This is a genomic window from Catenulispora sp. GP43 (assembly GCF_041260665.1).
Lineage (GTDB): Bacteria > Actinomycetota > Actinomycetes > Streptomycetales > Catenulisporaceae > Catenulispora.
Map to the genome: position 1 here is coordinate 49,631 of NZ_JBGCCT010000045.1, position 18,161 is coordinate 67,791.

The 18,161-nt window shown below is 66.2% G+C and carries 16 protein-coding genes; all 16 read left to right on the plus strand.

The genetic code is table 11. The features are described from left to right. Positions 1-109: 109 nt before the first annotated feature. Complete coding sequence (locus ABH926_RS49605) at positions 110-4,486, plus strand: FtsK/SpoIIIE domain-containing protein (RefSeq protein WP_370374397.1); 4,377 nt, start codon at positions 110-112, stop codon at positions 4,484-4,486. Between the two features lie 146 nt (positions 4,487-4,632). Continuing rightward, positions 4,633-5,505, plus strand: coding sequence for a hypothetical protein (locus ABH926_RS49610; protein ID WP_370374398.1), 873 nt, complete (start codon positions 4,633-4,635; stop codon positions 5,503-5,505). A gap of 254 nt (positions 5,506-5,759) precedes the next feature. After that, positions 5,760-6,323, plus strand: a complete 564-nt coding sequence (locus ABH926_RS49615) for a prepilin peptidase (protein ID WP_370374399.1) — start codon at positions 5,760-5,762, stop codon at positions 6,321-6,323. Positions 6,324-6,632: 309 nt separating this feature from the next. Then, entirely contained in the window at positions 6,633-7,085 is a 453-nt protein-coding gene (locus ABH926_RS49620; protein WP_370374400.1) for a hypothetical protein, read from the plus strand. Positions 7,086-7,516: 431 nt separating this feature from the next. After that, positions 7,517-8,110, plus strand: a complete 594-nt coding sequence (locus ABH926_RS49625; RefSeq protein WP_370374401.1) for an ATP/GTP-binding protein — start codon at positions 7,517-7,519, stop codon at positions 8,108-8,110. 35 nt (positions 8,111-8,145) lie between these two features. Then, positions 8,146-8,805 carry an SAF domain-containing protein gene (locus tag ABH926_RS49630; protein WP_370374402.1) on the plus strand — a complete coding sequence of 220 codons (660 nt, stop codon included), beginning with the start codon at positions 8,146-8,148 and terminating at the stop codon, positions 8,803-8,805. 41 nt (positions 8,806-8,846) lie between these two features. Then, positions 8,847-9,626 (plus strand): MinD/ParA family protein, encoded by a 780-nt coding sequence (locus ABH926_RS49635; RefSeq protein ID WP_370374403.1) that lies wholly within the window; start codon positions 8,847-8,849, stop codon positions 9,624-9,626. A gap of 101 nt (positions 9,627-9,727) precedes the next feature. Then, positions 9,728-11,104, plus strand: a complete 1,377-nt coding sequence (locus tag ABH926_RS49640) for a CpaF family protein (RefSeq protein ID WP_370374404.1) — start codon at positions 9,728-9,730, stop codon at positions 11,102-11,104. Further along, positions 11,101-12,021, plus strand: coding sequence for a type II secretion system F family protein (locus tag ABH926_RS49645; RefSeq protein WP_370374405.1), 921 nt, complete (start codon positions 11,101-11,103; stop codon positions 12,019-12,021). The genes ABH926_RS49640 and ABH926_RS49645 overlap by 4 nt, the downstream gene beginning before the upstream one ends. Continuing rightward, positions 12,018-12,935, plus strand: a complete 918-nt coding sequence (locus ABH926_RS49650; protein ID WP_370374406.1) for a hypothetical protein — start codon at positions 12,018-12,020, stop codon at positions 12,933-12,935. Before ABH926_RS49645 ends, ABH926_RS49650 begins: the two co-directional genes overlap by 4 nt. 49 nt (positions 12,936-12,984) lie before the next feature. After that, positions 12,985-13,218: a hypothetical protein gene (locus ABH926_RS49655; protein WP_370374407.1), complete on the plus strand. Its 234-nt coding sequence runs from the start codon at positions 12,985-12,987 to the stop codon at positions 13,216-13,218. Beyond that, complete coding sequence (locus ABH926_RS49660) at positions 13,218-13,670, plus strand: TadE/TadG family type IV pilus assembly protein (protein ID WP_370374408.1); 453 nt, start codon at positions 13,218-13,220, stop codon at positions 13,668-13,670. Before ABH926_RS49655 ends, ABH926_RS49660 begins: the two co-directional genes overlap by 1 nt. Continuing rightward, on the plus strand, positions 13,667-14,107 hold the full coding sequence (locus ABH926_RS49665) for a TadE/TadG family type IV pilus assembly protein (RefSeq protein ID WP_370374409.1): 441 nt from the start codon (positions 13,667-13,669) through the stop codon (positions 14,105-14,107). Before ABH926_RS49660 ends, ABH926_RS49665 begins: the two co-directional genes overlap by 4 nt. Continuing rightward, on the plus strand, positions 14,104-14,535 hold the full coding sequence (locus ABH926_RS49670; protein WP_370374410.1) for a pilus assembly protein TadG-related protein: 432 nt from the start codon (positions 14,104-14,106) through the stop codon (positions 14,533-14,535). Before ABH926_RS49665 ends, ABH926_RS49670 begins: the two co-directional genes overlap by 4 nt. Further along, positions 14,532-17,549: a LysM peptidoglycan-binding domain-containing protein gene (locus ABH926_RS49675; protein WP_370374411.1), complete on the plus strand. Its 3,018-nt coding sequence runs from the start codon at positions 14,532-14,534 to the stop codon at positions 17,547-17,549. The genes ABH926_RS49670 and ABH926_RS49675 overlap by 4 nt, the downstream gene beginning before the upstream one ends. Continuing rightward, positions 17,546-18,154 (plus strand): prepilin peptidase, encoded by a 609-nt coding sequence (locus tag ABH926_RS49680; RefSeq protein ID WP_370374412.1) that lies wholly within the window; start codon positions 17,546-17,548, stop codon positions 18,152-18,154. Before ABH926_RS49675 ends, ABH926_RS49680 begins: the two co-directional genes overlap by 4 nt. Positions 18,155-18,161: the final 7 nt, after the last annotated feature.

Genomic DNA, 18,161 nt, shown 5'->3' on the forward strand with positions numbered 1-18,161 from the left:
ACGTTCAATCGTGCGACGGCGCGGCGCCAGGGTTCCATGAGGCGCTCATCCAATGCGGCCTACACCTATTGGGCCACGATGTAGCGAGCGACCGGCTTGGAGACGTCGTATGCGCATGACCTTGACGGTCGTCGACCCACTCCAGGCGGCGAAGGCAGACATCGTGCTGTCTGCCGACGGACAGACTCCAGTGGCGCAGATCGCTGAGCTCCTGGGAAGGCTGGTCGGCAATTCCGAGCCGACAGCGCCGTCCCTTTTCGTCGACGGGGAACCGGTCGGCCTGCACCATACGCTTGCTTCTTCGTCTCTGGTGGAAGGGGCGGTGGTTTCGCTACGCGATCCGTCCGGCTGCTTGCCCTCCGAGCCGAGCGGGGTTTTCGAGGTGCGCATAGTGGGCGGGCCGGCTGCCGGTCCGGTTCACCGCTTGGTTCCAGGCAGCGTCGACGCGGGGCGGGCGTCAGGCATGCAGATTCGCCTGCGCGACCCGGCGGTCCCGGACTGCGCGCTTCGAATCAGCCTCGACATGAACGGTGTGGTGCGGATCGCTCCGTTCGAGGGGGCCGTCGCCACCTTGGACCAGGTGCCGTTGGAGACACAGGTTGAATGGCCTGTGGAGTCGCAGGTAGCTGTCGGGTCGACGCTGATGGAACTGGCCGTTTACATGCGGCCGGATGCGGCGTTGACCTTAGCCGAGGACGGCAGCACGTTCGAGTTCAACCGGCCGCCGCGGTTGCTGCCTCCCGCACGGCAAACACGCTTCAAGCTGCCAGCTCCGGTTAGGGACGACCACAAGCGGCCGTTCCCGATCGTGATGCTCTTCCTGCCGATCATGGGGGCGGTCCTGATGGCCGTGATGATGAAGCGGCCGCAGTATCTGATGATGGCGGCGATGTCGCCGCTGATGATGCTGGGCAACTTCTGGCAGGAGAAGAAGACCGGTAAGAAGACCTTCACGCAGCAGGTCGCCGACTACGAGGCGAAGAAGGCGCGCATCGAGCAGGACGCTCGCGATGCCTTGGCCGCCGAGCGACGGGCCCGGCGCCGTGCTTGCCCAGACCCGGCGATGATTCTGGATATCGCCACCGGTCCGCGGATGCGCCTGTGGGAGCGACGCCGTGAGAACGACGACCATCTACTGCTGCGAGTCGGCACGCTGGATCAGCCCAGCGAGGTCGTCCTCGACGACCCCGAGCAGGACGAACACCGGCGCCAGGTGGCTTGGACAGTGCCTGACGCGCCCGTGACGATCCCGCTGCGCGAGCGGGGCGTGATCGGTATCGCGGGGGCTGCGGATACCCCCCGGGCAATCGCCCGATGGCTGCTTGCCCAGACCGCGACCTTGACCGGCCCCACGGACGTCCAGTTCTATCTGCTGACCGATCGTGATTCGCAGCCGGCCTGGGACTGGCTGCGGTGGCTGCCGCACGTACGAGCAGGAGCCGACGCCCAAGCAAGCGCTCTGATAGGAGTGGATGCGACGACCGTCGCGCAGCGCATCGCGGAGCTGAATCTCATTGTTGCCTCCAGGTCGAAGGCTGCGGCTGCCGATCAAGGTAGGCATGTCCGGTTCGAGGAACCGGACATCGTCGTCGTCCTTGACGGCTCTCGGCGGTTGCGCGCCCTGCCCGGAATGATTCAGATCCTCTCGCAAGGGCCCACAGTCGGTGTCTATGCCATCTGTCTTGATGCTGAGCAGCGGTTCTTGCCCGGTGAGTGCCAAGCAGTTGCCGTCGTAGACTCGAACGGTCTGCGGATCCAGCAGGTCGGGCAGGAAGTTCTACGGGGCGTCCGGCCGGACGCGGTATCGCCGGTGTGGTGCCACAGTCTGGCGCGCGGTTTGTCCGCCCTTCGCATAGTCGCCGAATTCACGGACGAGACCGGGATTCCGACATCGAGCCGCCTGCTGGACGTGCTGGGTCTGGAGCCGCCGACCAGCCAGGCTATTGCTGCGCGCTGGACCATGGGCGGCGAGACCACGATGGTGATGCTGGGTGAGTCCTTCGACGGCCCGTTCGGGATCGACATCCGCCGGGACGGTCCGCACGGCCTGATCGCCGGTACGACCGGTGCCGGTAAGTCCGAGCTGCTGCAGACGATCGTGGCGTCGTTGGCGGTGGCGAACAAGCCGACCGCGATGACGTTCGTGCTGGTGGACTACAAGGGCGGTTCGGCGTTCAAGGACTGTGTCCAGCTGCCGCACACCGTGGGTATGGTCACCGACCTGGACAACCACCTGGTGGAGCGGGCCCTGGAGTCGCTGGGCGCGGAGCTGAAGCGCCGGGAGCACATCCTGGCCGAGGCCGGTGCCAAGGACATCGAGGACTACGGCGATATCCGGAAGAAGAACACGCACCTGTCGCCGATGCCGCGGCTGCTGATCGTGATCGACGAGTTCGCCTCGATGGTGCGGGAGCTGCCGGACTTCGTCACCGGTCTGGTGAACATCGCCCAGCGTGGCCGTTCGCTCGGTATCCACCTGCTGCTGGCCACGCAGCGTCCCTCCGGTGTGGTCTCGCCGGAGATCCGGGCCAACACCAACCTGCGGATCGCGCTGCGCGTCACCGACGGGAACGAGTCGACGGACGTCATCGATGACCCGTCGGCCGGTTTCATCTCCAAGTCGACGCCCGGCCGCGCCTACGTGCGGCTCGGCGCCAACTCGCTGGTGCCGTTCCAGGCCGGCCGCGTCGGCGGCCGCCGCCCCGGGGCGACCGTCACCAAGGTGTCCGCTCCGTGGGGAACCCATCTGTCGTGGCCCGAACTCGCCATCCAGCCTCCGCGCGAGCCGGACCCGCCCAAGGCCGAGGACGACGCGGAGATCACCGACCTGAAGGTCCTGGTCGACGCGATCCGCGAGGCCAACGCCGCGATGCAGATCTCGCCGCAGCACTCGCCGTGGCTGCCGGCGCTGCAGGACACGGTGCTGCTCTCCGACGTGCCCCCGGTGCGCCGGCATGGCGGCCACGACCTGGCGCCGGTGCCGTGGGGCATCGACGACCTGCCCGCTTTGCAGGCGCGGCGCGCGGCGGTGCTGGACTTCGCCTCCCTGGGTCACATGCTCATCGCCGGCGCGCCCCGCTCGGGCCGCTCGCAGCTGCTGCGCACGATGGCCGGCGCGATCGCGCTCACCCAGTCCACGGCCGACGTCCACATCTACGGCATCGACTGCGGCTCCGGCGCCCTGCTCCCGCTGACCGCGCTGCCGCACTGCGGCGCGGTGGTGCAGCGGCAGCAGGCCGAGCGGGCCACCCGGCTGATCAACCGGCTGATGCAGGAGATCACCGACCGCCAGGAGGAGCTGGCCTCGCAGGGCTACGCGGGCATCGTCGAGCAGCGCATGTCGGTGCCGGCGGACCAGAGGCTGCCGCACATCATCGTGTTCCTGGACCGCTGGGACGGCTTCCTGGGCTCGCTCGGCGAGCTCGACGGCGGCGTGCTGACCGACCAGATCATGAAGATCATGCGCGAGGGCCAGGGCGCCGGCGTGCACCTCATCATGACCGGCGATCGTCTGGTCCTGTCCGGCCGCATCTCCTCCCTCACAGAGGACAAGATGTCGTTCCGGCTCCCGGACAAGTCTGACTTCGGACTCATCGGCCTACGCTCACGCAACGTCCCCGATGAGGTAGTGTCCGGTCGCGCGTTCCGGGCGGAGTCCGGCCTTGAGACGCAGGTCGCCTTGCTCGCACAGGATCCGTCAGGCCAGGCGCAGGCCGCTGAGCTGGCCACGATCGCCGAGCAAGCCAACACCCGCGACGCGGCGATCCCGCACTCGCGCCGCCCGTTCCGGGTGGACGTGCTGCCAGCACGCATCAGCCTGGCGGAGGCCTGGGCGCTGCGGAATGAGCGCATGGCGACGCGCCCGGGCTTTGCTCTAGTCGGCGTCGGCGGTGACGAACTGGTGGGCGTGGGCCCCGACCTGTTCGACGGCGTCCCGGCCTTCACCATCGCCGGCCCGCCCAAGTCCGGCCGCAGCACCGCATTGGTCTCTATGACGCGTTCTCTCATCACCCAACGTGCGTCAGCGGTGCTCGTCGCGCCCCGGAAGTCGCCACTGCGGGATATGCGTGGTCAGCCAGGGGTCCTGGCGGTGCTCGAGGAACCGGATCTGGGCGTCGAGGAACTGGAAAAGGTGGTGGCAGCGGCGCCTGGCCCCCTCGTAGTGCTCGTCGACGACGGTGATGTGCTGAAAGACGCCCCCGCTGGACGTGTGTTCAGCGACATCATCGCCAACGTCGCGGATGTCACTCGCGCGTTGGTGGTCGCCGGGGAGGCCGAGGAACTTGGTGTCGGATTCAGCGGTTGGCACACCGAACTGCGCAAGGCTCGGCGTGGCTTACTGCTATCGCCGCAAGGGACCACCGACGGAAACCTGATCGGAATCCGAGTGCCACGAGGTGCCGTCGGCGGACAGGTTCAGCCTGGCCGGGCACTGTTGCACCTGGGCGACGGGGCTTTGTCTACGGTTCAGGTTCCCACGCCCTGACGACGAGACCTCTTCGATTCGCTGGAGTCCTACTCGGCATCATCGCAAGCCGTTGTTGCTCTGGCCCGCTCGGTTCGTAAGGTGGGATGTCGGTTCTCTCACCCTGCTTGCCGGCCCCGACCAGAGCGAATCATTTGATGTTGACCATGAATCAGAGCACCGCGAAACTTGAAACCGTGAGATCACCAGGTCTTGGCGACCGTGTCATTTTCATGACCGGCCCATTCGAGGGCCGCGATGGCGTCGTCGCGGCCCTCGAGCCCACGTCCGAGCTTGCCATGATCAAGGTGAACGTCTTCGGGCACGACAGGGAGGTACCTGTCCGCCTAGGGGCCATCCGATTGGCGGACCCTACCGACTCGACAGTCGGTAGCGAAGTCGACCACGCAGGCACCCCAACAGCTCCGGCCAGCTGGCAGTTAACCCTGGAAATAGGCAGGCCACACCTTTTTGCACTGTCTATTCGTGATTCGTATCGACTGGCCGTCGAGCCGGATCCCACGATTCCCCCTGAGCTCAACGAAGTTGTGCCTGATTTGAGCGGCAGGATGAACACTTCGGATCGCGCGGCAGCCTCCACCGAGTGGGCGCGGTGGTGGTTGACGGTAGCGGGACTAGAGGGTGGCAACCTGGAATCGCGGCGGCTCATCAACAAGATCTCCAGCGGTACTCCTGTAGCCGACCCGCCCAAGCCAGAGCCAACGGATGTTAACTCGGTGCTCCAGCAAGCGATTGCCGAATGCCAGGACGATGCCCAGGACTTCGTGCGGAGGACACGCCGCCGCCTCATCGAGAGCGGCCCGCACGCGCACTTTGTTCATCAGGATATTGATGAGGTCCTCGACGGATTGAGCAGGCGCACCGGGCGCTCGAAGAATTCGTTTCAAGCGGAGGTCACCCTGATAGACGTTCGTGGTTCCTGGTGGACAGCTACGAGCTCTGGTGATGTCCAAGCTTCGCTTGCGGCCCTTCGCAGCCGACAGACGGTACTCAAACTGCTGAGCACCGCCTTCCGCTAGGCCCGAAGTTCGTCAAGCACCTTGACTCTTCAAACGCGTCCGAAGTTGTCGCGCGCCAACAACCCGACGAGGCGGCCGCCGGGTACCTTGAACTCGCCGATAGCGCGCTATGAGGCGCAGCAAGACAGACGTTCTGATACCGGGGGATTCAGGTGGCTACGTCTCGTTCGCAGAACTCTGCTGATCCTGCGGGCACGCCGACTTCGATATTTGCGAGTCCTCCCGGTGCCGCCGACCCGTCCGAAACGTCGACGGTGCCGTGGCAAGAGTTGGTTAAGGGCGTCCTTGCGCGGCGCTGGACGATCCTGATCCCTCTCGCTGCCGTGCTCCCGATTCCGCTACTGCTGCGGCATCGTCAGCTTGTGGCATGGCCGGCACTGGTCTTCCTCACAGCCGTGTGCGTGCTGCTGGCTGCAGTGGACCTGCGATACCGGCGCCTGCCCGCCGGTGTCGTCTTATGGTCCTATCCGATATTGGCCGGACTGCTGCTGATCGCTGCGCTGGCGCACCACGAGGTTTCGGCGTGGGGTCGGGCCGTGGCGGCTGCAGTCGCCGTCGGTGTGGTCATGCACCTGGTCCCGGACCGTGTCATCGGCCACGGCGACGCCAAGCTGCTCGGCCTCCTGATCATGATGCCCGCTTGGTTCGGATGGTCGATCGTGCCGCCGGCGCTGCTGGTGTTCTTCGTGCCTGTAGCTGCGGAGTCCGCGGCGTTGCTGGTGACTGGCCGAGCCAAGCGCGGTGACCAGATCGCCTTTGGGCCACCATTGATCGTGGGTGCCTACCTCTACCTTCTGATTACGGGCAAGAGCTGGTGAGGTCTGGGATGAGCCCGGCTACGGCCGTCGGTTTCGCATGGGTGCGGTCTGAAATGCTTAGGCGCGTAGAGGTGCCGATCGATTACTGTCGGGTAGGGTGTTCGCGCACGTCAGGTTACTGAGTTGGCTTGAGTTCGTTCGATTTGGGGGAAGAACGTGACAAACCACCGTCATGCCATCGCGGTCCTTGGTGTTGTCTTGAGCTGCGCAGTCGTGGCCGGATGCGGTGGCTCGAGCTCGAAGTCGAACCCGGGCCTGAATCAGACCCTGCCGGCGACGACGGGGGCGACGACCGGATCCTCGCCGACGGTGACGGCTGACGTGGCAGGGCAGGCGAAGGCTGACGCGTTGAATGCGTACAAGGGCATGGTCGCGGCGACCACCCGAGAGTTTGCCGTTGACTCGGCAGATCCTGACTTGACGACTTACGTGTATGGCACGGCGTTCGGGTTCTTCAATACGCTGCTCCAGTTCCGGATCACCAACAACATCGTTTATCAGGGAACACCGCAGTCAAACCCGGTGGTCACCGATGTCAAGCCGGACGCGACACCGCCGACGGCAACGATCACTGATTGTTACGGCGGTCCGAACTACAAGCCAGTGTTCGCCAGCGACAAGGCCGGTCACAAGAAGGGTGACTCAGCACTTGCGCCTGGTACTGCTATTGCCGCGCATCCAGTCACGGCTGTTCTGGAAGAGAAGGATGGCCACTGGCTGGTCATCAACTACACCCAGAGCGCTCCGGGCCAGACATGCTAGGTCAGCGATCACGAGCGGCAGCTTCTGCCGTCATGGCAGTCGCTGTGACTGCAGGACTGGTCTTGGCCGCCTCCCTGTACCTACCCCATACGGCTGCTGCGGCGCCGACCCCGTCGCCGCCTCCAAGCGTGAGTGGTGAATGCAATCCGCCGAATATCTGGGATCCCGGCACAGCTACATGCATCATCTCGATCACGGGACCAGGCTCTCCATCATCCGCCCCATCTTCGGCTCCCACGGGTGGCCAGGGCGGCGGTGGCACGCCGAAGTGTTACTACAACTCTTCGATCAACGGGTCTGTCGAGGTGCCGTGCTATGACAAGGGGTTCGGCGGATGGTACGACAGCACGGCCGGCTGCTATTTCAAGCTCATGAATCCTCAACCGCCGCCGAGCGACCCAATCTGGACGGGGCATCCGCCAGGCGGCGCTGTGTACGACTCGAAGTGTTATACGTACACGAAGACCTCGCCGATGCCTGTCGCCTTGCCATTGGGGCCGCAGTGGTTGGCCACGCCGCCGCCAAACGGCCCAGGGCCGACACCCCTCGATCTGGCTAAGAAAGCCGAGGCCGAGTTGACGCTCAACGCGCCGACGATCGGCACTGCCCCGATGACAGGTGCATCCGGGCTGGTCGGAATGCCTGTGTGGCTTTGGACGGAGCAGACGCCGCTGACGTGGGGGCCGCAGTCCAAGACCGTGGCTGTCCCGGGGCTGAGTGTGACTGCGACCGCCACTGCGAAGTCGATCGCCTGGGACATGGGTGACGGACATCAGTTCTCCTGCCCGAACCCCGGCACGCCATACGCGCCGTCCTACGGCGGGGCCGCTTCGCCGAACTGTGGCTACACCTACAACCAGCCATCCGGTGGCAATCCCAACGGCGAATACAAGATCACCGCGACGACGACCTGGCAGGTGTCGTGGGTGGCCTCGACAGGTCAGACCGGCACGCTGCCGCCAGTGACCACGCCGCCGTCGACCACCACCGTGAAAATCGGCGAGTTGCAGGTCGTCAACCACTAGCCGCCACGAACCACCAAGGAAAGGGTGCAGCCGCCGTGGCCGACACCACGTTCTATTCGAATCCTGCCGCCGGGCCCGTCATCCCGGGTGCGGCGCCGCGGGCGGTGCCGCCGCGGCGTCGACGCCCGGGGGTCATCGCGCTGTCGGTGGCTCTGATCTTGGCCGGCGCGCTGGGTGGGGTGCAGCTCTACAACAGCGTCGGGCACACCTACGAGGTGCTCGCCGTGGCCAAGGAGGTGCCCGTCGGCGGGACGATCTCCGCCGGCGATCTGACCACTGTGCGGATCTCGTTGGACCCTGGGATCAAGCCGGTTTCGGATCCGAGCCTGGTTGTCGGGAAGCGGGCCGCGGTCGGGCTGAAGCCGGGCACGTTGATCACCCGGGCCGAGGTCACCGATGCCCAGCTGATCGGTGCCGACCAGGTCCAGGTCGGGATCGCGACCACCGTCAACCAGCGCCCTGCCACACCGTTGAACCCGGGGCAGAAAGTGACGCTGATCGGCATCCCGGATTCCTCAGGCGGAGGCCCGACTCTTGCGTCGCCGGTTTCGGGCACCGTGGTGCTGGTCGGTCCGGCCGACTCTCAGCAGACCGTGGTGGTCGACGTCGCGATTCCGGCGAATCTCGCTTCGCAGGTCGAGCCGGTCGCCGGCCAGGGCAAGGTGGGTATCGTGCTGGACGGGGCGGGCAGCTAGTGGCTGTCATAGCTTTGGCCGGCTCCACCGGCGCGCCGGGGGTGACGACCACTGCGCTCGGGCTGCTGTTGACCTGGCCGCTGGCGTCGGTCGACCGCAGGGTCATCCTTTTGGAAGCCAGCCCCGACGGCGGTCGGGTCGCTGCCGGCTTCCTGGAAGGCCAGCTTGGCGGGCGCTGGTCCCTGCACAACCTGGCGGCCTCGATCTGGCAGGACACCATCAGGGAGACCTTCGCCCAGCAGCTGATCGATATCGGCCAGAAGGAGCGAGGGCAACGCCTCGTGCTGCCCGGTCTGCGCGGTCCGGCGCAGGCCCTGGCCATGGAGCCGGTGTGGGATCCGCTGGCGACCTTGTGCAGTTCGCTGGACATATCCGGTACCGACGTGATTATCGACCTGGGACGCCGAGGCGCGTTCGGCACATCGGCCGCGCTGGCGCTCAGCGCCGATGTCGTGGCGTTCGTGGTGCGGCGACGGCTTGCGTCACTGGACGACGCGGCCGCCCGCATCGAGGTACTGCGGCCGATGCTGGTCGAGGCGGGCAACGCCGACGCCCTGCGCCTGCTTGTCGTCGGCGACGGCCCCTATGACAAGAACGACATCGCACGGCAGATGGGCGTGCCGCTTCTGGCCGATGAGTTGCCGTATTCGCCAAAGCACGCAATACCGCTCTCGGATGGCCCCGCAAAAAGCATGGAGCTGAACAGCCCTCTGATGCGCTCCTATCGCTCGGCTGCTCATCGTGCCGTAGAGGTCATCGCTGAACGCCGGGCCCGGCTCCTGTACCCGGGCCCGAGCACAGGTTCCGGGGGTTACCGTTGAGCTCGAACAACGTGATCCGGTTCTCAGGGCCGAGCGCACCTCAGCCGGTCTGGCCACCAACAATGTCGCAGCCGGTCGCTGTCCCTGAACCCCCTCCGCCGGTGCCATCGCCGCCGCCACGGCCGCCCGTCGACCACGCGGTCGTCGCGAAGCTGAAGGCACAGATCGCTGCGCAACTGCAGGAGATCATCAAGGCCAACCCGAGGATCAGCGAGGCTGATCAGAGGCAGTACGGCCGAAAGTTGATCAACGATGCGGTCGGGCGGTGGTCGACCGAGGGCGCGGCCCGTGGGGTAGCGCAGAACGAAGCCGTCTACTCGGCTTACGTCGAGGCCCTGTACGACGCGCAGTTCCGCCACGGCCGTCTCCAGCCGTACTTGAACGACCCGAACGTCGAGAACATCCTGATCAACGGGCACAGAGATGTCTGGGTGGACTACGCCGACCGCCCGCGCCAGCAGGTCCCTCCGATCGCTGACAGTGACGAGGAACTCATGAGGTTCTTCCAGAACCTCGGTCAGCGGTACGGCGGGAACAACGCCGAGCGCGAGCTGTCCAACGCCCACCCGATGCTGGCGCTGCGTCTGGGTGATGGCTCCCGTATGCAGGCAGTGGTGCCGCCGATCACCCCCGCGCCGTACGCCACGATCCGCCGCCACCTGGTCAAGGACCTCGGGCTGAACGACCTGATCAGGCTCGGCACGCTCGACCCGATCCTTGCGGCGTTCTTGGGTTCGCTGGTGAAGGCCCGCAAGAACATCCTGATCTGTGGTGACCAGGGTGCCGGCAAGACGTCGCTGCTCCGTGCGATGGCGCGGGAGATCAACGACGGTGAACGGGTCGCCACGATCGAGACTGAGTACGAGCTCTACCTGCACGAGTTCCTTCCCCAGGTAGTGCCGATGGAGACGCGGCAGGCGAACGCGGAGCGGGTCGGAGAGAAGTCTGACGGGTCCATATCCGTTGGAGACCTGATTCCGGCAGCGCTTCGAATGACGCTGTCACGGATGATCGTCGGTGAGGTCCGCAGCGACGAGATCGTCTACATGCTGCGCGTCATGACCTCAGGGTCCGGCGGCTCGATGAGCACTATGCACGTGCGCAGACCAGAAATGATCTGGGACCGTATCGCCGAGCTGTGTGCTGAGTCCGGCGTCCCGTCCGAGTTGGCATATCGGCTGGCCACCAACGCCATCGACTTCGTCGTCTTCGTGACGCTGGTGGACGAGACTCTGATCGGTGGCCGCCGGCACCGGTTCGTCTCGCACGTTATAGAGGTCGCCGGTCGTGGCGAGGGTTCATCGCCCGCGACCAACACCATCTTCGGCCCGCGCAGCGGCGACCCTCGTGGTGTTCCGCTCATGCGGCCGGCGTGCGCGGACGACCTGAGGCGCGTGAACTTCAACCTGAGTCACCTGGACGGCGGCCACGGCGCGTGGACGCAGCCGCTGAAGCTGGTAGTGGGGCCGCAGCGATGACGGCCGGAGAACTGCTGGCGCTGCTGATCGGCGGCGCGCTGACGGCTGGCATCGTGCTGCTCGTCGCGGGAATCTACGGCACCGACGCGCCGAAGGCCGACACCAACGTGATCGCCGACATCGTCGCGCGCTGGCCGCGCCTGGGCGAGTCGGCCGAGCAGACCGCACGCCGCCGCCAAATACAACTCCTCGCCTGCGCTGTGGGGGTGCCGGTCCTCTGGCTGGTCACAGGCTGGTTCGCGTCAGCGGTATTGCTCGTCGCCGCCGTGTTCGGTGTGCCGTGGCTGCTGGCCCCTACCCGTAGCCACAAGGCCGGGATCGACCGGCTTGAGGCGCTGGCCGAATGGACCAGGCACCTGTCCACGCAACTGCAGAACGTGGGCATCGAGCAGGCCATCAAGGCCAGCGTCCGGACCTGCCCGGTGGCACTGCAGCGAGAGGTCGGGACGCTGGTAGCCCGGCTGAACGCCGGCTGGGAGTCAGACGATGCTGTCCGGGCCTTCGCTGGTGACATCGGTGACGCCACCGGCGACACGGTCGCCGCGGCATTGCTCCTGTCACTGCGTGACCGAGGGCGCGGGTTGTCTCGGGACCTGTCCGACCTCGCCGACTCTCTGCTGCAGAACGTGAGCATGCGGCGGGAGATCGAGGCCGAGCGTGCCAAGGCACGCACCACAGTGAAGTGGATGTTGTACTTCATCGTCGCGGCGGGGGTGGTGGGCCTTCTCGACCACTCGTACATGAAGCCGTACACCACGCTTACCGGGCAGTTGGTGCTGCTGGGGCTGTTGGCGATGCTCATCGGCATCTTCGTCTGGCTGCGGACTCTGGTCTCTGACAAGCCCACACCTCGGTTTCTTGTCATCGACTCGCGCAGCCCTGTGAAGCCCGCGCGGCCGAAGGAGGGCCCGAAGTGAGCCTCGTGATGCCCCCGGTTTCCTGGCTCGTAGCCGGTGCAGCGATCGGCGGCGGTATCGCGCTGCTGGTGCGCGAGCTGCTGCCCGCTCCGCCTCAGCTTGGCGCCGCTCTGGAGCGGCTGCGTACGACGGAACAGCCGGCTGCCGAGATCCGCGGGCGTGCCTGGACGAACCGTCACGTCCTGGAGGAGTCGCTGGGATCCTGGCTGGTCCGGCACGTCGCGACAATCCCCGGGGTCGGTATCCCGCGCAAAGACCTGAAACTGATCGGCGAGAGCGTCGAGCGTTTCCTGGTCACCAAGGTCGGCCTGGTCTTGCTTGGTCTGGCCGTGCCGCCCTACCTGGCGCTCGTCGCGACGGTCCTGGGCTCCAGCCTGCCCGTCGTCATCCCCGCCGTCGCCGGCATCGCGATCGCGGTCGTCATGTGGTTCCTGCCGGACTTCGACGTGAAGAGCAAGGCAGCCCGGGCCCGGCTGGAGTTCGCATACGCCGCCGAGGCCTATCTGGACCTGGTGGCGCTCAAGCGGATCGGTGACTCCGGCACCGCGGAGTCGCTCGAACAAGCAGCTCGCGTGGGCTCCGGATGGGCGTTCGTCCTGCTTCAAGACGCGTTGCTGGAAGCGCGGCTGAACCACGAACCACCCTGGGACGGGCTGCGCCGCCTCGCTGATGAACTGGACCTGCCGGATGCGGAAAGCATCGCCGACATCGGCCGCCTCTCCGGTGAGGACGGCGCGCGGATCTACGAGACCTTGCGAGCCCGCGCATTGGCTGTGCGCACCCGACTGCTGAACGCGCAGGCCGAGAAGGCCAAGTCCGCCACCAGCCAACTGGACGCGCCGGCGGCACTGCTGCTGGTGGTCATGTTGATCTTGGTCGGGTATCCGCTGTTCGCTCGGATCCTGGCCTCCTAACGGTGCTTCATCCACGACTTGAACTGGCCCGACCAGAAAGGAAGACCTGATGGATTATCGATTCAAGGGCGTGCCCGTGCCGTCCGCGCTGGTGCCCTTCGCCGTGTACCTGGAGGATCTGGAGCTCCGGATCCGCAAGGCTGTCGGCGAGGACCGTGGTGAGGGGGCGGTCAGCGCCGCGATCATCATCGTCGCCGTAGTCGCCATCGCCGGCGCGATTGTCGTCGCGCTCAACGCCCTGAAGGACCGGACCGTGTCGAAGGTCAACAGCACCAACCCGTGATGACCATGCGGCGAAGCTTCTTGTCCGACCGGTGGAGCACCAGGCTCTCCCGGTGGCGCGCTGTGGCGTGCCAGGACGAGGGGAGCGGGCCGATCTCCACGGCGATCGTCTTCCCGGTGATGCTCGGCCTGGTGTTCGTCGGCGTGCAGCTGGCGATGGACTATTGGGTTCACGCTGTGGCCGTCTCCGCTGCTCGCGAAGGTGCCCACGCCGGCGCCGCCTACGGCAAGACCCCCGAGGACGGTGTGGCTGTCGCACGGACCAAGCTGCAGCAGCTTGCCGGCAACGGCGTCACTGACATGGCCGTGGATCCCCAAGGAAGCAACGCCACACAGGTGCAGATCAACATCAGTGGCAACGCGGCCAGCCTGTGGCCGTTCGGGCCGGGGCCGAAGTTCCAGGTGACAGTCACCGTCCCGGTGGAGCGGTTCGTCGCCGGGGGTGCCCCGTGAGGTGGCTTCGAGGCGACCGTGGCAACGCGGCGATCGAAGCTGGCATCATCGCTCCGGCTCTGATCGCCTTCCTGTCGCTGGTGTTTCTGGTCGGCCGCCTGGTTCTGGCCCGTGCTGCCGTCGACGAGGCTGCTCGCGACGCTGCTCGGCAGGCCTCGATCTCCCGGGACGTCGGCACTGCCCGCACCCAGGCCTTGAACACCGGTATGAGCACGCTCATCAACAACAACCTGCACTGCAGCAATCTCAGCGTCGATCCTGATCCCGACGGCGACCTGGCCGGGCAGTTTGCCAAGCCTGTGGGGACGCTGGGACAGGTCCACGTGACGGTGACCTGCGTCGTCTCATACGCGGACCTCGGATATCCGTGGCTTCCGGGCAGCAAGACCATCAAGTCTGAGTTCTGGTCCGTCATCGACTGGTGGAGGGCCAGGTGAAACCGCTGACGAGGCTTCTTGGCAACGACCGCGGCAGTGTCTCCATCTTCGTCGCCATCTGCCTGGTCGCGCTGATGGGCCTGATCGCCCTGGTCTTCGACGGCGTCGGCAAGATCAACGCGCAAGAGAGGCTGGACGGCATCGCTGCCGAGGCAGCCCGCGCGGGCGCCCAAGGAGTCGATCCCACTCTCGCGATCCCCGGGACTACGATTAAGGTCGCCCCCGATCGCGCGATCACGTTGGCCGACGACTACCTCCGGCAGTACAAGCTCACCGGTCAGGTCACCGTCAACCCGGCCGGCACTGAAATCGACGTCCAGATCAACAGTACGTACACGCCGCTGTTCGCCGGCTCGATCGCGAACCTGGACCTGGGCGTCACCGGACACGGACACGCCGACCTCGTCTATCGGGTGGACAAGCCATGAAACCAGCACGCCAGTCCTCCCCGCACCGCCGGCTGCGCGATGTCGTCGTCGGTTTGTTCAGTCTGCTCGTGCTGCTTGCGGCCACCTTCGGGTTGCCGGTGCTGCTGTACGTGGTCACCAAAGGGCTGCTGCCTCACCACACCCCGACCGCCGACGGCGTCCGAGACCTGTTCACCAAGAAGGACAACGGTACGACGCTGCTCGCGGCTTTCGCGGTGGTGGCATGGCTGGGCTGGGTTGCGTTCGCGGTCAGCGTTCTGGTCGAGATCCCGGCACGCCTGTCCGGTCGAGCCGCGATACGGCTGCCTGGCCTGGGCTGGTCCCAGAGGGCCGCGACAGGGCTGCTCTCCGGGATAGCTCTGCTACTCGCCGCGGGCCCCAGCGTCGCCACGGCGCAGGCGGCCGTCCCGCACCTTCCGACCGTTGTCGCAACGGCCACCATGTCACAGCAAGCCCATATGGCACCTACGCCGCAACAGCCGGCCAGCAGTCACAGCAGCGCTCATGCGACTACGTATGTCGTTCGGCCCGGCGACAGCCTGTGGAAGATCGCGGAGGACCATCTGGGCAGCGGCGATCAGTATCCAGCGATCGTCGCGTTGAACGCCGGACGGATGATGTCCAACGGCACCATCTTCCACGCCGAGGCCTTCCTGCAGCCGGGCTGGACATTGCAGGTTCCCGTCCGCTCTGAGCCGGCCCCGGCGCATGGTGGACTGCACGACACTCCCGAGGATCAGCACGTCGTGAAGCCCGGTGAGTCTTTGTCAGCGATCGCGGGACACGACTATGGCGACTCAACGCAGTGGCCGAGGATTTTCGCTGCGAACGAGGGGGCGGAGCAGAACGGGGGTCACTTCACCAACCCGAATCTCATCTTCCCGGGCGAAGATCTGAAGATTCCGCACCTCCCAGTGCCGAACCCCGACACCATCACCGTGGTTCACCAAGCACCTGAGGCTCCCTCCGGGCTGAGCCACTCAGCGCAGGACGCGACCAATGCCGTAGCAGGGGTTGCGGACGCGCTTCGGGTTCCGGAACGGCCCAGTACGTCGATGGTCCCGTCTCCGTATTCTGTTACGCCACCGCAGGTGTCTGGGGCTCAGCCTCACCATCCAGCGGCCTCGACAACCGCCGCGCCGGCGTCGGAAACCGAGCGGGACAGCCTGCTCGTAGCTTTCGGTATCTCGAGTGTTTCCGCCGCGGCGATGCTCGGGCTTCTCGCACATCGTAGGAAGGTTCAGCAGAACCGCCGAGCAGTCGGTCACCGGATCGCCATGCCGGCGTTTCAGGCCGCGGGTTTGGAACGACAGCTGCGTGCAGGTGCCGATCCAGCCGAGTGGGACTTCCTCGATCGCGTGCTCCGCACCTTGGCCAAACACTCGGCCGACACCGGCCGCCTCATCCCGGAGGTGGCCGCCGCGATCTTGCGGGAGGGCGGCGTGGAGCTTCGGCTCAGCCATCCGTGCCCGCCGATCACACCTTTCGTAGCCCTCAGTGACACCACGTGGTGGTGTTCGAAGGACCAGGCGAAGCTGCTTCCGCGCAAGGCGGCTGCCGAACAGCCGGTCCCGTATCCGGCGCTGGTCATGATGGGGCGGACCGGTGACCGCGAGCCGGTGCTGCTGGACTTGGAGCACTACGGGGTCGTGCAAATCGGCGGTGATCAGGAGCAAGCCGCCGGAGTCGTCCGGTCCTTGGGAGTTGAACTTCCCTGGTCGGACTATGTTTCCGTGGCCCCGGCAGGCGTATCGCTGGATCCGGCGCTGGCCCGCAATCCGGCGCGGAGCGACCCGCCCGAGCAAGTGCTGCCTGCGCTCGAGCAATGGGCGCAAGTGGTGAGCGAAGTATTGCCGGAAGACGCCGGGACTGGCACCGAGGCGCTTCGGGCGGCCAGGATCGGACAGTCCAATCCCGGCGTGACCGAGCCCCGTGTCCTGTTGGGGGCCGGGGGATGGGTCACTCCGCAGAACGCCGAGCGGCTGAGCGCCATCGCCCACCAGCAGCCGCGAACCAGCACAGCCGCAGTCATCGCCGTCGACGACAGCGTCGCACCAGTGGGCCATCGCCTAACCGTCGACGCGGCCGGCGACGCCCTGCTCCACGATCTGAACATCGCGGTGACCATGCAGCGGGTCGACGAGCAGCAGCATGACCGACTAGCGAGCATCATGGCGCCCACTCAGCTCCCAAGCGTCATCGAGCCCGAGTGGCAGGTCAGCGTCGACGTGTTCAATCGGACGGCTGCGGCGCAGCCGAATTTCGGCGAAGTGGTGGTGCGCGAAGCGGAACACGACGAGGTGTGGGTCAGAACCCTGGGGCCTATCGACGTCGCGGGACCCGTGACCGTGGCGGATCCGAAGACGGTCGAGGCGGCTGCCTACATCGCACTCCATCCCGGTTCCGGTGTCACCGGGCTCAGCGCCGAGCTCGGAATCAGCCCCCAGGTAGCCGGAACGCGGCTTGCCCAGATCCGCGATGCCTTCGGCCTGGACCGCGAAGGGCGCGAACTGCTTCTGGTCGCCCCCGACGGCCGTTTCGGTTTCACCGAGCGAGTCGGCTGCGACTGGACTGCCTTCGAGGAGCACCGCAAGGCGGGCCGCTTCGCGCAAGCTTTGGCCCTCGTTCGCGGCGAGCCGTTCGCCGATGTGTGGCCTGGCCGCTATGCCTGGGCCGAGCCGTACCGACAGGTGATGATCTCTACGATCATCGATGTCGCCCACACCGTCGCACAGGCATGCCGAGACGAGCGCGACTTTGACTCTGCCAGGCTGGCCGTCAGCCGTGGCCTGCTCGCCGTCCCCTACGCGGAGCTTCTCTACCGCGACCTGATGATGGTCGTGGCCGACGAGGGACGTCCCAACCGCGACGAGGAACTGGCGGCCCTGTTCGCCACGTTCAACGGTGTCTGCGATGAGCATGAGATCGAGCCCACGCCGGATACAGTTAAGGTGATGCAGCAACTCAACGGCCTCGTCCGCAAATCCGCGCCTGGTCTGCGGTCAGTGTCATGACCGCCATTGACTACTCGCCTGGGGCGCCTGTCGACTCCGAGGAAAGACCTACAGGCAGCGAACTGGTCGTCGCGGTTCTCACACAGCGCTGGCGTTGGCTTCTCGCCGCAGAACTCGTGTTCACCGCGGGCTTGGTACTGCGCGGAGCGCCCGTCGAGCTGTGGCCGGCGCTGGCCTACGTCAATGCAGCGTGCATGACGCTGGCCGCGGTAGACCTGCGGCATCACAGGCTCCCCGACGTGCTCACGCTCGGGTCCTACCCGGTGGCTGCTGTTCTGTTGCTCATCCCCGCGATCGCCGATGATCAATTCCAGGCATGGATCCGAGCCTGCGTCGCTTGCTTGGCCGCGGTGCTCATACTCGCCGTCCTGGGCGGCGTGCTCGGCTATGGGGGCGGGGACGCGAAGCTGGCAGGGCTGCTCGCGATGCCCTTGGCCTGGCAGAGCTGGGGAGTGTGTCTGACCGGGCTTTGGACCGGCGTTCTGATGGCCAGCCTGTCCGGTGTGGCGCTGTTCATGACGCGGAGGATCAGCCGCCGTGACCGCTTCGCTGCCGGTCCAGGGTTGATGGCCGGGGCCTACCTGGTGCTTCTTATGGCCCTGTAAGCCACGT

Coding starts and splice junctions, on each gene's coding strand:
- ABH926_RS49680 (WP_370374412.1), top strand. CDS start 17,546: ATGACCGCCATTGACTACTCGCCTGGGGCGCCTGTCGACTCCGAGGAA.
- ABH926_RS49660 (WP_370374408.1), top strand. CDS start 13,218: ATGACCATGCGGCGAAGCTTCTTGTCCGACCGGTGGAGCACCAGGCTC.
- ABH926_RS49675 (WP_370374411.1), top strand. CDS start 14,532: ATGAAACCAGCACGCCAGTCCTCCCCGCACCGCCGGCTGCGCGATGTC.
- ABH926_RS49645 (WP_370374405.1), top strand. CDS start 11,101: ATGACGGCCGGAGAACTGCTGGCGCTGCTGATCGGCGGCGCGCTGACG.
- ABH926_RS49605 (WP_370374397.1), top strand. CDS start 110: ATGCGCATGACCTTGACGGTCGTCGACCCACTCCAGGCGGCGAAGGCA.
- ABH926_RS49655 (WP_370374407.1), top strand. CDS start 12,985: ATGGATTATCGATTCAAGGGCGTGCCCGTGCCGTCCGCGCTGGTGCCC.
- ABH926_RS49610 (WP_370374398.1), top strand. CDS start 4,633: ATGAATCAGAGCACCGCGAAACTTGAAACCGTGAGATCACCAGGTCTT.